Origin of the sequence: Exiguobacterium sp. s166 (assembly GCF_018618855.1) — a bacterium.
Taxonomy (GTDB): Bacteria; Bacillota; Bacilli; order Exiguobacteriales; family Exiguobacteriaceae; genus Exiguobacterium_A.
In genome coordinates this window covers 25,566-41,223 of record NZ_JACSMU010000006.1, presented here as the reverse complement: position 1 = coordinate 41,223, position 15,658 = coordinate 25,566, and the positions used below count along the sequence as shown (strand labels likewise).

General features: G+C 33.8%; 8 protein-coding genes. All 8 read right to left on the bottom strand.

All coding sequences use genetic code 11. The annotated features are described in order from the left end of the window. Window positions 1–77: 77 nt before the first annotated feature. On the bottom strand, window positions 78–785 hold the full coding sequence (locus KNP93_RS12500) for an HNH endonuclease (protein WP_214855546.1): 708 nt from the start codon (window positions 783–785) through the stop codon (window positions 78–80). Next, window positions 772–2,085 (bottom strand): AAA family ATPase, encoded by a 1,314-nt coding sequence (locus tag KNP93_RS12495; RefSeq protein WP_012369229.1) that lies wholly within the window; start codon window positions 2,083–2,085, stop codon window positions 772–774. The genes KNP93_RS12500 and KNP93_RS12495 overlap by 14 nt, the downstream gene beginning before the upstream one ends. Window positions 2,086–2,362: 277 nt before the next feature. Then, window positions 2,363–4,420 carry a protease Lon-related BREX system protein BrxL gene (gene brxL, locus KNP93_RS12490; protein ID WP_214855544.1) on the bottom strand — a complete coding sequence of 686 codons (2,058 nt, stop codon included), beginning with the start codon at window positions 4,418–4,420 and terminating at the stop codon, window positions 2,363–2,365. Window positions 4,421–4,436: 16 nt separating this feature from the next. Further along, window positions 4,437–6,995 (bottom strand): BREX-1 system phosphatase PglZ type A, encoded by a 2,559-nt coding sequence (gene pglZ / locus KNP93_RS12485; RefSeq protein WP_214855542.1) that lies wholly within the window; start codon window positions 6,993–6,995, stop codon window positions 4,437–4,439. Between the two features lie 30 nt (window positions 6,996–7,025). Then, window positions 7,026–10,556 (bottom strand): BREX-1 system adenine-specific DNA-methyltransferase PglX, encoded by a 3,531-nt coding sequence (gene pglX, locus KNP93_RS12480; protein ID WP_371819929.1) that lies wholly within the window; start codon window positions 10,554–10,556, stop codon window positions 7,026–7,028. A 70-nt stretch (window positions 10,557–10,626) separates the two neighbouring features. Beyond that, window positions 10,627–14,196: a BREX system P-loop protein BrxC gene (brxC, locus tag KNP93_RS12475; RefSeq protein WP_214855538.1), complete on the bottom strand. Its 3,570-nt coding sequence runs from the start codon at window positions 14,194–14,196 to the stop codon at window positions 10,627–10,629. A gap of 49 nt (window positions 14,197–14,245) precedes the next feature. Beyond that, window positions 14,246–14,812, bottom strand: coding sequence for a DUF1788 domain-containing protein (locus KNP93_RS12470; protein ID WP_214855536.1), 567 nt, complete (start codon window positions 14,810–14,812; stop codon window positions 14,246–14,248). A 9-nt stretch (window positions 14,813–14,821) separates the two neighbouring features. Continuing rightward, window positions 14,822–15,418, bottom strand: a complete 597-nt coding sequence (locus KNP93_RS12465; protein WP_214855534.1) for a DUF1819 family protein — start codon at window positions 15,416–15,418, stop codon at window positions 14,822–14,824. Between the last annotated feature and the right edge of the window lie 240 nt (window positions 15,419–15,658).

Genomic DNA, 15,658 nt, shown 5'->3' with positions numbered 1-15,658 from the left:
TTTATATAAATATGTTGTATTTTTTAAATTTTATATCATAACACTCAATAGTTGTTTTTCCCTTTTTAAAATGTATTTTACAAAGTTCCTCCCACTCTTGTTATTGGAGTGTATGAAGAATTATAGCAAGCTTTACTTGTACCTGGAAAAGCATCAATAAACCTTTTAAGCATGTCTATATCATGTAGAAAGACAGTCATCCAAGTTGAAAAAAAACTCGTAGAAAGTGCTGTATCAACGATTTGTTCTCTCATTGATTCGGTGTTATTCACAAATAAATTTCTCTTAGCGCGTTCAGCTTTTTCAAAGGCTGTTCTTCTCTCGCTCCAACGCCTATCTTTCATTTCTGGATTTAGAAATGGGTCATCACTCGGAACACGATCTAAGCCTGTTAATTTAATTGTATTTTCAGCTATTTCAATAACCTCTGGATTCAGATTCGGAGAAACATTAATTAATCCACCTGTAATATAAATAAACGCTAAAGTTGTATTATCTTTATCGGGCCATAAATATTTATCCAATTCAATGGATCTATCGCCTTTAATTGAATTACAGTTATTACATGCAATTAGAAAATTGTCCCATTCTAATTCTAAGTTGGATTCCTTTGATTTAGGGCGTACATGTTCTACTGCGATATTTCCACCAAGATATCTCTCACAGTAGGAACAGTAGCTTCCTAATCTAGTTAGTAAATGCCCTCTGGATTGTTGATAAAAATTGAACTCGATCTCATTCTGGTCTCTATCTAAAGGAATAGATCCTCTTTCAATTGGTCTCATCTTCTTCTCTCTCCAATCCAGCTGCCTTTCTTTCCATTTGTAAAAATGCGTAGTACGCTATATCTTCACTATATAATGATTCTAGATCATCCAGTTTGTTTTTTATATTCTCTACTTCATCGCTAGAAATATTTTTCCCTTCTTTTAAAAGTTTATAGTATTGCTGAGCTACATTATACATTTCAATTTGTTTTTGACTTCTTTGAACATACGGAATTTCCATAACATTTTCAGTTATATCTTCAATACTTCTGTTCACAAACTCTTCTCTACTAACAACCTCATCATCATCTTCCTCATGTAATCTTCTTAGTTCACCCTCTTCAAGTGACTGAATGATAAATGGAGAATGAGTAGTAGTTATAAATTGAACTTTAGGAAATGTACGCTTTAAATCACTAATAATTCTACGCTGCCAACTTGGATGTAGATGTAAATCTAATTCATCTATTAAAACAACACCTGGTGTTAACTCCACAACTGATTCTTTTAAAGCAGGGTTCAATTGTGCCATTCGGTGTGCAAGATCTGCAACCAAACCTATCGTATTACGTATACCGTCACTAAGTAATCTAAAAGGGATTGCATTATTATCTTTTCCGATTACTCTCAGTTCTTCAGAGTCAACATCAAATTCAAGCGTTTCCCAATCTTTCATACAAGTAGAAATTGCCTTCTTAACCGCACTAAGTACGGTAGGTGCTTCCTTTCTTTGCAATTCTATATAAGTCATTTTCTCAATCCACTTCAAGAAATGTTTTTCATGGGAAGCAGGGTCTAAACAATACGAATAACCTTCTAATCTGTTACTCTTTTTTTGCTTTTCATTTTGGTCTTTTTTTTGTACCCATAGACGTCCAGTCCCATAATAAGAAATCACTGGTAAAATAGCAGATTGTCCTTTGCTGACCATCGACTGAATTTTTGATGCGTACTCCATTATTGGTTTTGCTTCTTTACTAGTATTCGATCCCTTTTCCGAATTCACAGATCTAGACCACTCTAAATATTCTCCTTCAACATATCCTCTACAGGAAACTGTGACTGGAAATTGCATTTGTATATCAGACAAACCACCATGTATATATATTTCACGGTATATTTCATCACGCTTAATGTGTCTAGAGTGGACACCGTTTAACCCACTTAAATAGGATCCTAGTGCTACTGCTAATCCATCCAGTACTGCTGTTTTTCCCGTACCATTATTCCCTACTAAGACAGTAAATTGATCTGAAAAAGTAATATGCCTTTCTTTAAATCCATGAAAATTTTTCATTGTGATTTCTTTGATAATCATGTAAATCACTCCTCTAGTAACCTTCTTTTTAAGATTACTTATTTTCATTTTTTTATGATTTTTCTAATCAATTTAAAACATTCCAAAATTAAAAAAACATTTATTAAGGAAATTCCCCAAAAACCAATTCAATAAAAACTAAGATTTTTTAAAATAGTAGGTTATTCAGTTTTTCTACACTATTTTTAAAAATAACTTTAATAACTACGTATTTTTAGCTATAAATAATATTGATATTCCACAAGTTAGAACGTGGAAATGATACAAACAATATACTTCAATTCACACCAAGTGCTTTAAACACAGCATCTGTCGGATCTGCATAAAACACTGGTTGTACTTTGACTAATAAATCAGGTGGAACAGTTTGTAAATCCATAACAGATGATGCAGGGATTAATACTTTTTTCGCTCCCGCATCGACACAGACTTGTAAGACACTTGCAAATTCTTCAACCTTTGCGATTGTTCCCCCAACAGTCATATTACCAATAACGACTGTACTTTCTTGAACCGGTTTGTCCAATGCTGCTGAGCATAAGCCAATTAGTTCCGCAATCGCAAGTTCATTCGTTAGTCCAATTCCTTGAAGATCACTAATATGCATCAAATAATCTTTTGTTTTGGTACTAATCGTATTACTAATACTTTTACTGTTAGCTGTGAAGAAACGAAAAGCTGTGTCTAAGCTTTCTTTTGTCTCTCGAGAAGAACCAACACCCGATTTATCGAACTTACCCGTTCCACTGACAACTTGATTTTCGAGTTTGTAAACGCCTATCATACCTGAGTTACCATGCCCTACAACATAGATATGTCCCGGCTTACCCATGCCTTCAGGAATGAGCTTTCCACCACCTTGTTCCGGTACGGAAACATGTTCTTCTTCTAGTGTCTCTTTATCGATATAAGAGAACATCACATCATAAAATTCCATGCCACCAATTTTCTTTAGTTGTTCCTTAACTCGGCGACGTCCTTCTAATGCATAACGCAAAATTTCTTCAATATCTTCCTTTGTATAAATTCCATTTGGGTAGATGAGCTTTACCATCCCTGATACTGTTTTGCGCACGGCTATAGTATCTCGTTGGTTTAAGTTATTACCTAATTTAAAATAACCGTCTGTTGAATCCGCAAACGAGCGTTTTCTCATTTCTCTAAAGAATTCAGCGATATAGTCTACAATGAATCCGTATTTATCAGTAAAGAAGTCTGGTCGCATTTTGGGAATTTCCCAGCCCGGCATATAATAATGCATTCGATCAAAAAATGCCGTATCATTTGCCATTTCTTCAGGGAATGGTGCAAATAAATGAGAGGTTTTTAATAAGACATCTAAACTTTGATTGATATTACCAACAAAAACCATAGAGGCCGAAGCATTCTTTTCTTCTTTACCTCTGGCAAACGATCCTGAAGCCATATAATCCTTCATAATTTGAATGCCATCTTTGTCTTTAAATCGAATACCTGCGACTTCATCAAATGCAACGCAATCCCACATTCCAACCAATCCAACTTTTCGAGTGGACATATTGTAGAACAAATTGGCTACAGTTGACTGTCCACCTGACACTAAGATAGAGTTAGGTGAAATTTCTTTGTATATATGTGATTTTCCTGTTCCACGAGGTCCAAGTTCACACATGTTGTAGTTGTTTTCTACGAGAGGAACGAGTCGTAAAAGCAAATGCCACTTTACACGTTCTTCTAATTGTGTCGGTTCCATCCCAGTCGATCGAATCAATGCATCGATCCATTCATTTTTTGTAAATTGCTTGCGCCCTTCAAATACTTCATTCATGTCCATATTCGGCATTTGAATTGGCTGCAAACTACTAACACTAAATGGATTTGAAGCTCGCCCTTCTTCATCGTAATAATAATCAATCTTGACCATACACCAAATGCCACCGACAAGAATTTTATCAAACTCTTTTACAAAATTAGAAGGAATCGGAACACCTTTTAATCCAAGATTCGAAAACTCTGCTTCATACGTATCAATCTTCGGATTTAAAGCTACTGTCACTTTATCAATAATTGAATATTGTCCCAGTTCACGAATTCTTGATTTGATCTTTTCTGATTCGTCTGGACGAACAAAGTTATCAGTCAAGATTTTTTTTACGCGATCTACACCTTCTTGAATGCTCTGCTCATCATCAGTCGCTGCATACATTCCTAACAAATACTCAAGTACATATACAGGAACATTTGCACCTTCTTTAATGAGTTTAGTTAAGTCTTTACGAACAACTCGCCCAGCAAATATATCATTTAATTTCTTATCAAGATCTAGTGTCGAAGTCCCATCTGTTTCTTCTGCCACAAGTACACCTCCTCAATTAAAAGTCAAAATCACTGACAATTCCCAGATTAATGGAGAATGGTATTTTCTCTGTTACAACTCCTGTTTCTAAATCTTTTACAAGTAAATAATAAGTTTTGTTACGATCATACGAAATACTTTTTAAGACAAATTGAAGCTTAAATATACGATCTCCAGGGTTATCAAATGTACGATCTCCAATAATTGTTTCTTCATTGGATAACACCGTTCCATCAATATCTTCGATACAAATAACCACTGTACGCGGAATCATCTTATCTTCGACTTTTTCTGTTTGGAAAAAATTCAAATTGAAAATACTATTCGTAATTTTGCGTGTCGAACTTGTGAGTTTAATGTCTACTTTTTGGAGAGCATAAGATCCCTTTTGACCAGCTCTTTTGTTTTTGTAGACAACTAACGGAACCACAACTTCTTGTAAACTTGCACCACCATGAACAAAGTTGACGCCAGTCCCTTGCATGCGATTCCGGATCGTCCCATTTGGTACATAGGCTGTCAGTCGATCTCCATTATCTACAATTGAAGACAAATTAATGCCAAGTTGTCCGGAAATTTCTCGCTTTTCTTTCGACAATACATAACGACGTTTTACTTCGACCGCACTTAATACTTCATTATTTATTTTATCGCTGTCTTCTAAGGCATCACGTTGATATAAAAAGCCATGGTCAGAAGTGACGTAGATATTAGTTCCACTTAAGTCATCGCGAATCATTTTAACTAATGACTTTAACTGATTTAGGGCTGTTTCAACCGCATTGAACGTATAAATTTCAGTAGAAGCTTTATCGCCCATCGCATCAATTGTGTCGTGGTAAATATATACAACGTGTTTCCCTTTAAAGGTTTCTCGACGACCAGCTTTATTCATGGCAAGCATCTCTTGGAAATGAATGGCGAGACTATCTTCTACATAAGACTCGATAATCTTTTTGCGATTTTCGAGTCCTGCCGAATCCTTCCCGTCTACCAGCACACGGCCATTTTCATCAAAATCTAAATTACGATGTGGTAGCAGTGCTGCCATACCTAACTTCGTTACAGAAGGAACTACGCCAAGCATTGGCTGCATCTCACAAATACCTGTCGTTTCAAAGTTCAATAGATCCATCAGTTCCAATCCTACTTCATAACGCATAGCGTCTGAAACAATAACGAAAACACGGTCACCTTTTCGAACATGCGGAGCAACCGCTGACGAATAAAAATTTTGCTGACTTGGAACTCCTGGAAGCGACCATTCCTCAACCATTTCTGACTTAACTGATTGTGACCAATGAGAGCTCAATTCGCCGATAAACCAATTGGTATATAGATATTCAACAAGTTCTTTTAACTTTTTTACTAACTCATGATTACTTTCTTCATCATAGGCCACATAGAATTTTCGGTAATACGTGTCCATAACGTAATATTCATCACGATAAGCTTTGTATAAATCAATAGCTGGCCCTTGTGAAATCCCTTGTTGATGAGCTTTATAAAACTCATGCATTTTTACTGTGTAATAAAGAGCTTCATAAATCGATGCGTATTTTTCGTAATAATGTTTTACACGTCTTAATTTAATAAGCTTTGTATACTCCTCGTAATCCTCCAGCTTTTCCATTAAGTTATTCGCAATGTAGATAATAATGACTTTATCGATATAAGGGAACGTATCAGCTTGTTTAAACTCATCTATCGGAATATCTCGTAGAATACTTGACAGTTTAATTTCCGGCTCTACCATTTCAGCATACTGATCAAATACTACACCATCTGTTTTATGATGCATCCAGTGATCGATAAACACCAATGCATTTGCTTTGTTTCGTACAGCTATAAAATCCTTTACACTCGTTAAATATTCATCGCTTATAGAATGTGTGAACGCCGTGACGGTTAAATGGATAAATAAAGTCTTCAAAGTCTTGGTTTCGCGTACATAGCCATAGTATTTTGCGACATATTGCCAAAATATATCTATATCAAAAAATCGTTTTAGTTGAGATAAGGGTTGGTTTTCATTCTCATCAAGCGTATCCATCAACACTTCTTTTAACACCGCTTCAAAATCCGGTGTTTTCACATTACACAATACACTCATAATCGCCAACTCAATTGTTTCTTCCGAGTAAGACTCGATAGCGAATGACTGAAATTTACGGAAGCGTTCTTTATTGTTAAAAAATCGTTCATGTTTCTTAATAATTTTTCTCAGAGAGAGATCCATCTGAAGTTCATTTAATATAAGTGAGATTCGATCCGCGAAAAAAGTCTTGGAATAAAGCACTGTATCCGCTAACCAATTATCTTCTACACCTAGCTCTAGATGGGTATAGATTAGATAAAAAGAGGTAGGGTCTTCTTCTTCCAACAAATGCTTTATATAAAATGAATTACGATTGGATAATCTCTGGACTTTAACATTCGGTAATGCTAATTGACCAATCTCCTCCGTAAATTCTTCGTCTTTATCCACCCAAAACACAAGCTTTCGTTGTTCGCCTTCTTTTAACGGTTCATTAAAAATGTCTTGTAGTGTGGACTCAATTTGTGCCATATTCATAGCATTTACCTGCCTTTTAATTACTTCAGACTATATCTTTGCCACTAAACCCTTAAATTTTTCATAGTTCACTTTCACACCATCATCTAGGTCAATTTCAATTTGCATATCTGCCATGTGATGAAGCAACTCGTCGTAAGCTTTCAATTCATCGATTTTTTTGTCGAGCGACTTGAGTTCTTTCTTAGCATTACTCATTTCCTTCGTAGTCGAATCTCCTTCAATAACATCAAGCAAGTCTTTCTTTTCCGCATCTAAGCGAATTTGAACTTCGTGTAAATAATCCGTCCGAATACGAGAAAGTGTCGTTTTATCATAGCGATGCATATAGATTAAGCAGTTAAACGCCTTTTCCTTACCTGATGTAAATAACCAGTAAATTGGTCGTTTTTTATACGTTTGTACATGATCTTTGTAAAAGTTATTTAAGAAGTAGCGACGCAAAGTTTCTCTTGATGTTTCATTTTTCCTTCGACCAATCGCCGCTGCAATAAAGTCTAGATTTTCTTCAAGTGTCTCTTCACTAAGCGTTATTCGAACAAAGTCTACAATTTTTGTGACAATATCGTCTTCGAAATAAGCACCGGATAGAATAGGAATAATGTTGTCTTCATCTGCTGGAAATATTTTATATTGAGACATATTAAACTCTCCACCAGCATGTATTAGGCCATTTTTATCTAGTGAATAACGACCTAAAGAGCAGCCCACAGCATAAGAAATAAAGTTTTTTATTTCTGTCTCAAAATCATTTTTTCGTATAGAAATATCTTTGTTCATCACTGTGGTAGAAAGCTCATCTTCTAATCCATATATATTAATGAATATCTGATTAATTTCTTCTTCAGTTCTTTTCAGTTGCTCAAAGTCCTCAACTATCGCCACTTCCCAATCTAGAAACAAGTCTGTAATTTTTATTTTTTTCTTATTATCTATTAATCCCATAAAAGGATGTTCCAAAAAATCCCATGAAATTTCAAATGAGTCAACATTCTTTTTTGTAATATTTATATTAGATTTCACTTTTTCTTCGACTATTTTTGAATCTTTAACAATAATCGGCAAACTACTAATTGGTCCTTCATGGTAATCTAATGTAGGCGAAATCATACTAATGAGTTGATCTGTTACCTTACTATTTAAAAATCCTAAAATGTAGTATTTTTCGTTTTCTTCTTTCGGAAAATACATAGAACCTTTCGTTTCAAATATAAAGCCAGGTGGACTATATCTTACTGATAATGAAGAAGAAGATAAACTCGACCAAGTCAATCCTTCCATAAAATAGTACTTTAAATTTTGTGGTCTTGATCTTAATTTTCCGTTTGAATCATAAAAACTCCTTATTTCTCGTCCATTTTTTTCCCAATTAACTATATACTGATTGTTGCCATACCATTTTTGAAAACTACCTCCTTTATTACATGGAAACCATTTATGACTTCCTGAAATAGTTTGTTCTATATCAACATAATTAAATCCGATTTTTTGGAAATCAACTTCAAACCAATTTCTTAAAAATTGATTATTATCTCCAGTTGCTAGCCCTTGTTTTGCCTCTCCTTTCTCATGTAATGAATTACCGTTTTCAAAATTACTGAGTACATTTTCACTTGCCCAGTAACCAATTCGGAACCCTGGAATCCCCAAAAATTTATTATGGTTAGCTGTAAAACGATAGTTAACATTTGGATATTTAATTGCTTCTAAAGTTTTAATAGGCTGTATATCTATTCCTTTGAAATCAGATAATTTTATATATTCTCCCGAAAAATCTATTTTATAATTTCTTAATGTGAATATGCTAATTGGTACAACTGCCGCTTCAAAAGAGTTGTATTCAAGCTGAACCAAAGAGCTTATGTTTTTTTCTATGACTACTTTTTTTCTAATTTTTTCGAATGAAGATATAAACATCCAAACAAATGGTGTAATCATCCCAATTTGTCCATTATTCTTCGTAATTTTAAAACTATATTCCATAAAGGAAGAAAATAAGTCTGATTTGGAATCTGGATAATGATTTGTAAGATAAGTAGATACTTCTGATGTCAGGTACTTATTTCCCGCATAAGGCGGATTAGTAATTAAAACATCATATTTCATATTCATGATTTCTACTTGTTTGATTAATCTTTCAAAATGTTTTAATATTCGATCTTTCATTTCCATTTCAAACAAATCGCCTGTTTTATTTTTAATTTCTTCTAAGCGTAATTTTAAAAATATTATGTCATAAGATTTCAATTTAATAAGTGAACCAATTGCTTTTGCATACTTGAATTGATCAATAAATATTTTCATTTCATTGAATTGTTTCCCAGATGATTCGCCAGCCAAAAATACTACTTCTTCATCTGACCATGTATTTGTTTCTTGAATAGATGCTAAATTTATAGTTAAACTATCACGTTCAATACTTCGTAAGAATCGTTTATTATATTGCAATGCTTTCATGACAACTGAAAAACTTGCTAATTGATGTGCGCGATCGTCAATATCTAAACCATATAGATTATTTTCAATAATAAGTCGCGGGATTTCTCTTTGCATATAGCCACATTTACTATAAATTTCGTACAAAATATCGAACATATACACTAAGATGTGCCCACTTCCCATTGCTGGATCAAAGCACTTAATGTCCTCCACGTTCAATTCTTTATTAATATATGGTGCCAATTTTTCTTGGAAACTCTCTTCTAGATTTGAATTTTCTATATAGAACTCCCAGTTCTCAATCAAGCCACGATGCTCCGGATGCGATTCAATCCAGTAACGACCTAAAGCATTTTGAACCATGTATCGAACTATCCATTCTGGAGTAAACAGCTGTGTCGCAAATGGTATTTCTTCAGCTTTATATCGTTTCTTTGCCTGAATAACACGCTCATTTTCTTCAGAAATATAGTACTGATAAAGCCATCCAATAATCTCAACTTTTTTCCAATCTTTTTCAGGGATCACTTGTATATTTATCATTTGTCTCAGAAATGAATCTGTTCCAAGTAATCCTTCAGGGAAAAGAATTTCAGAATAATCTTCAATCGTCTCGAACATAAATGGCATATAACGATTCAAGTCATTGCAATGCATTTTAATTAAGTATTTAAATAACTCATCCGTTTTATTATTCAGTTTTAAGTCGTATAGATAGTCTTTGTCCAAATTTAAATTTAAAGATAATGCTTCTTTTATCATATCTGGTTCCGTACTATCCGAATTGGAAGAAAGCACACGGACTTTTGTTGGAAGGTACTCATTTACTTCCATAAAACGCAATGCGACAAAACGATTAAACCATGTATATGCCGTTTCCTCTATTACACGGTCAAAGCCTATATCATTGATTCGAGTAATGAGTTTGTTTCGTTGCTTTCTTTCTGTACCTGAAAGCTGTCTACCTTCAATAAAGACAGCGTCTGAGCTTTCTACACTTACTTCCTGAATTGCCTCCGCAGTAATGCCCAGTTTTCTAGCTTGGAGTTCTACTTTTTCAATTAATTCTCTTCTTGCTTCAATTGCAAATTTTTTTAATGCTGATCTATTCAATGCATTCACTCCTTATGAAAATTACAGACACCGACAAACTAAATTTTGTCGGTGCTGATGTCTGTTAGAAATCCATGCGTTAATCAATAAATTTAATTTCTTTATTTGATTTAATGATTTGTTTTAATTTATGAGACAAGGCATTAATATACTTGTCTACATCTTGTTCTGTCTTTAATATTTTTATCTCAACTAAGTTTTTTACTTTTACATTTTCTGTACGAATTTCTAGTGGGCTATTTGGTGGATCAACAATTTCATCGCCATGTCGCTCTTCTTCTTTCTTACGTTGCCATTCAGCAATTTCTCGTTTGATGCTGAGAATACTTTGTTCTTTAAAACTCGTACTTTGAGCAATCGTTGCATCAACTTTATAAATATCGGTAAATGCATCTAAATTAGTTTGCAAGATTTCATAACGTTCTTCGATTTGCTGCTTTGTTTCGCTTGATACTCCATATTGTCTCGCATGTAGGAATAATTCATCGTAATCGGCTTTTATCTTTTCTTGAACGTTATTCTTTTTCTCGGATAGGAGGAACGTAATTTGCTTTTCTAATGCATAAATCAATTCTGGAATTTCTTTAATTTTACGATAAGGAATTGGATTTTTGATAATAGACTCCAGACTCATCATAGCTTCTGTTACGGTTTGCTCTGACAAATATGCTTTATTTTCTTCATACTTATTCAATCCGGTTAAACCTTGGTCAAAAATCTCTTTCTGATTTGTGTCAAAGAAACTTTTCACATAAACAATATCTTCTTCCCAATCAATCAATTCTTCTTCAATCTCTGTTAATTTAGTGAAAAATGTAGCGTTATCAATCTTTTGCTCAAATTGAGTAAAATACTCCAACCCTTTATCAAGCAAACTCATTCCTGGGTATTTCCGTCCTTCGTAACGTACTTTATATAAATTAATTTCGTCTATTTGTTTGCTAATGAGTACACGAATATCTTTGACAAGACCATCTTCATCATCTGCTAAATCCGTTGTGTTAAAAACTTCTCTACATACCCGTTTAGCTGTCTGAATGAGTGCACCATCAACTTGCACCCGTTTAAAGATTAGTCCTTTTCCTAATTCGCTTGATTTCCCAAAAACTGCTATTAATTTATTTATATCTACTTCAGGTTCTAAGTACTCTGAATTATATCGAACACGAATACGCTGTTCTTTTAATAACTCTGCAAGTATCCCAGCAATATCTAGCTGCTTCCATCCAAAAGGTTTATCTTGAAAGCGCTCGTATATAGCTTTCACATGATTTTGTTTTTGTGCTTGATCTTGCATATCGATAAATTCATAGACAGCTCCTTTAGCTAATTCGTTTGGTTTTGTCACAATACTATTGTCTAAAGATAGCTGATCATTGGTTGATGCTAAAATAGCAATCAATTGTCGCTCATTCTCTAAATGCTCTTTTATATATCCTAATTTGAAATATACATTATCAATTAATTGTTTAAAGGCAAAGTTGATTTTTTCTTTTACAGAAGAACCTTTATTGTTAGTTTTGTCCCCATTAACAAAGAAAGATCCGTTTTTAATAGCATCATCTAACAGTTCGCGCACTCTTCGTCTTCTTTCGCGTGCTTCAGCTTGCTTATTGTTTAAGATGTTTTGAATATTTTCTGGAAGCTGCGTAATATTCTTTTTCTTACGAAATTCTTCTATTTTAAGTGCTTCTTCTATTTCTTCAATGTATGCTTCACTACCACCTAATTTAATCACCATTTCATCGCTGTCTGAAGTCATCATCATTATTCCCTGATCTGACTTTTGATAGTTATCTGATAGTGGAGATAAGATATGCAACCCGATACTAGATGTCTGAGCCCCATAATTCTTTTCGTCCATTTTTTGATTAAAACTAAAGGAGTAAAATTTATTATAGGTGAATCGTTTATCTTCGTATAAATCTTGGAAGATATAGTTCGCTAATTCACGTTTAATAATGTCTTCATCAATATTCATTTGTTTAATTTCACGGTTAATATCTTGTTCATCATCTGTTAAGAAGAGATAGTGCTCGCCATTTTTTTGAATCAAGGTTTGTCCAATTAGCTTTCTTAAAGAAACTTTAATTTTTTCTTTAAGTTGCAATTTATCTTCATCAATTTGTTTAACCATAAGCGTAGCGATATTATCGATGTTTGCTGGCAATTCTTTAATGTATTTAATCATGAATAATACTTTTAACAGGTTCTGGTTAAATTGATCATCTTTCAACACAGAATTCTCCGTCGTGCCTTCAATAACTCTCGATATCGATGGATTTAAAAATTCTTTAATCGTATCATAGAACGCATAGAAAGGAATTAGCGAGCCCTCTTCTTCATCTTTGTACCTAAGTCCTGCTTCTTTAAAAGCAGAAAGCATCGAGCGTTCGCCTTCAGATAAGTGCTTGCCCGATGAACCATGTTTACGTACTTGCTCAAATACATTTTGCAATAACTTAAATTGGTACGGGATGAACGGGTAGACTTCAGCAAATTCTTGTTCATTATTGTATCCTCTAAGGTCCGCTGTACTACCAGTAAAACTGATAAGATTTTTTAAGATTGCACTTTTTTCAGGGTATAATACTTTTAGTTTGTCATTAACGTGCTTATGCTTCTCCAAAATCCGCTTTTTAATAACTTCATCGACTGATATCGAAGATAACGATAGTCTTGTATCAAAGCGTCCTTGAATACGAGAAAAATCATCACCTTTAACTTTTACGATGGAGTCAATACTTTCTTGTGATGTCACCATAATCCACACTTTTCCTTGCGCATGTGTCCCTAAATCCTCTGTTAGTGTTTGCAAGTTAAGCATTAAATCACGACTATCTCCTATGTATTGACCAATCTCATCAACTAAAAATACCAAGTGAAATTTTGGTCCTTTTTCGTCGATGTACTCTTTTACGTCTCTTGAGAATTTTTCAATACTAATTTCAAAATTGTTTACACCTTCATTAAACCAGTCACGTGCAGTTTCTTCCGACATATCTGTCGCTTTGGTTAATGCCCCGATGATATAATCTGCATCGAAGTAGAAGCTGTTACGACGTTCCTCCCACATCTCACCTGCTAACGTATAAAATTCTTGTTTAAACGTTTCATAAAAACCTCGTTTATCCAGATATTTCTCCATTTCAGCTACCCCTGGAATATCCCCATAATAGCCTCTATGTTCGTAAAACACTTTCATGAAAACGCGCAAAATAGCATCTTCTTTCGATTTGCTACCTAAAGAACTTTTAGAATCAATGTTAAATAAAATTACTTCTGTATCCACATCAGCAGTGCGTTTCATATTGGAATAAACTAATGTGTCTTGTACCTTGTTTTCAAAGAAATCGATTGGATGTTTTCCTTTAACAGACTGATTCTCTAATAGGTATGCGAGAATTTTAAGAAAATGAGATTTACCGGATCCGAAGAAGCCACTAATCCACACACCCATTTTATCTGTATTGCCGTTGATTCCTTTTTGATAATTGTCATAGAACTTTGAGAAGTGTTTGTGCAACTCTTGAGTGACCACATATTCATCAAGTTCTTGATAAATATCCTTTTCATTCGTTTGCGCGACTTTAATAACGCCGCGTATATCACGTTCAATGTCCTTTAAGAACATCTCTTTTAGTAGCATGTAAAATCCTCCTCGTCTTATATAAAAATCAATTGGTTGCTGTATTTCCTTAATCAACTAAGCGAAATGCTCTATAATAATTATCGTCTTTAAACTTACTGAATAATTGCAATGATTGACCATCGTATGTTCCAGGGAAAAACATTACCACGGGTGTCTTATCCAATACTTCTTGAAGGTTATTTAAAATATTGTGAGAACGTACAAATGGATACACTTTCCCTATGCCAGTGAGAAATACAACATTGTAACCGTCCAGCTGTTCCTTGATCTTCTGTACAAATACTTCCGGTTTGGCAAACGCGGTCATAGCTCTAAATAAGGCATCTTTTCCTTGATGTTCTTCCATATCAAAGACGCGATCAAAGATACGCTTTTCTTTTGTAATCTCGATAAGCATTTTGTACAAATCGAATTCAATGATTCTTCTATCAGTTCCCTCATAATTGAACTCTTTTTTTATGTGTTTTACATAATCTCTAACAATTAGTTCATCCTTTGGTTCATAATCAAAAACATAAAAACTAATTTCATTCCCTAAGCCGCGCCCATCAATAAATTTTTCTTCTTTGATTTTTGGAATGATACTATCTAGTCTTGCATTTAAATTAGCCATACTTTCTCCTCATTCACCCATCGCTCGTACATATCGAATATCACCTATACGGTTAAGATATTCTTTGATTTGTTCGTCAATGATGATGTGTCCTAGTTCTTTGCTTTGTCGACTTTTGAGAAATCCACTTTCAAAAAGGACCTGCATAAACGCTCGCTTTAACTTTTCGATATTAATATCGCTCCAACTCGATATTTTTTCACTCTGCTCTAGCTTTGCTTCAAAAAAGAGATTGATATCCTTCTTCTCAATTAAATAATCGTCATTGTGTAACTTTTCACTAATCACTTCATCCATAAATTCAAAAAAAAGAAGATCGGTCTTCATAATTGCATACAAATTAATTACCTTGCTTATCTCAATGGAACCGTTTGTCATAAGACTTGCTAGATTCGAGTCAATTACATAAGCTCTTTTTAGTACTGATGGTAATGTGCGTTTGATTCTTCCTCTATTTTCAAATTGAAATAAATTTTCATCGACTACTTTGCGTCGAATTTCTTCAATAGAAAAACCTTCTTGTTTCAATTTAACTACTTGTTTCAGTTCAAACAGTAAGTACGACGCTCCGTTCATACTTGAAGAATATTCTAATTCTATTGTCATCTAACCAATCCTTTCACACAAGACAATAAGCATTATTATTTTCCAGAATACGTTCAATAATTACCAATTGCTTTTTTATACTTCGTTACTGAAAGTTCTTTTAAAAATTTTTTTATTTTTTTACCAACTTATTTTGAGTATTTATATATTTATTTACTTCTTATTTTAGTCTTACTGTACTTAATAGACAATGAAAGTGAAGTTAGTGCTTTAGACACATTATATATTTTAAGTAATTGA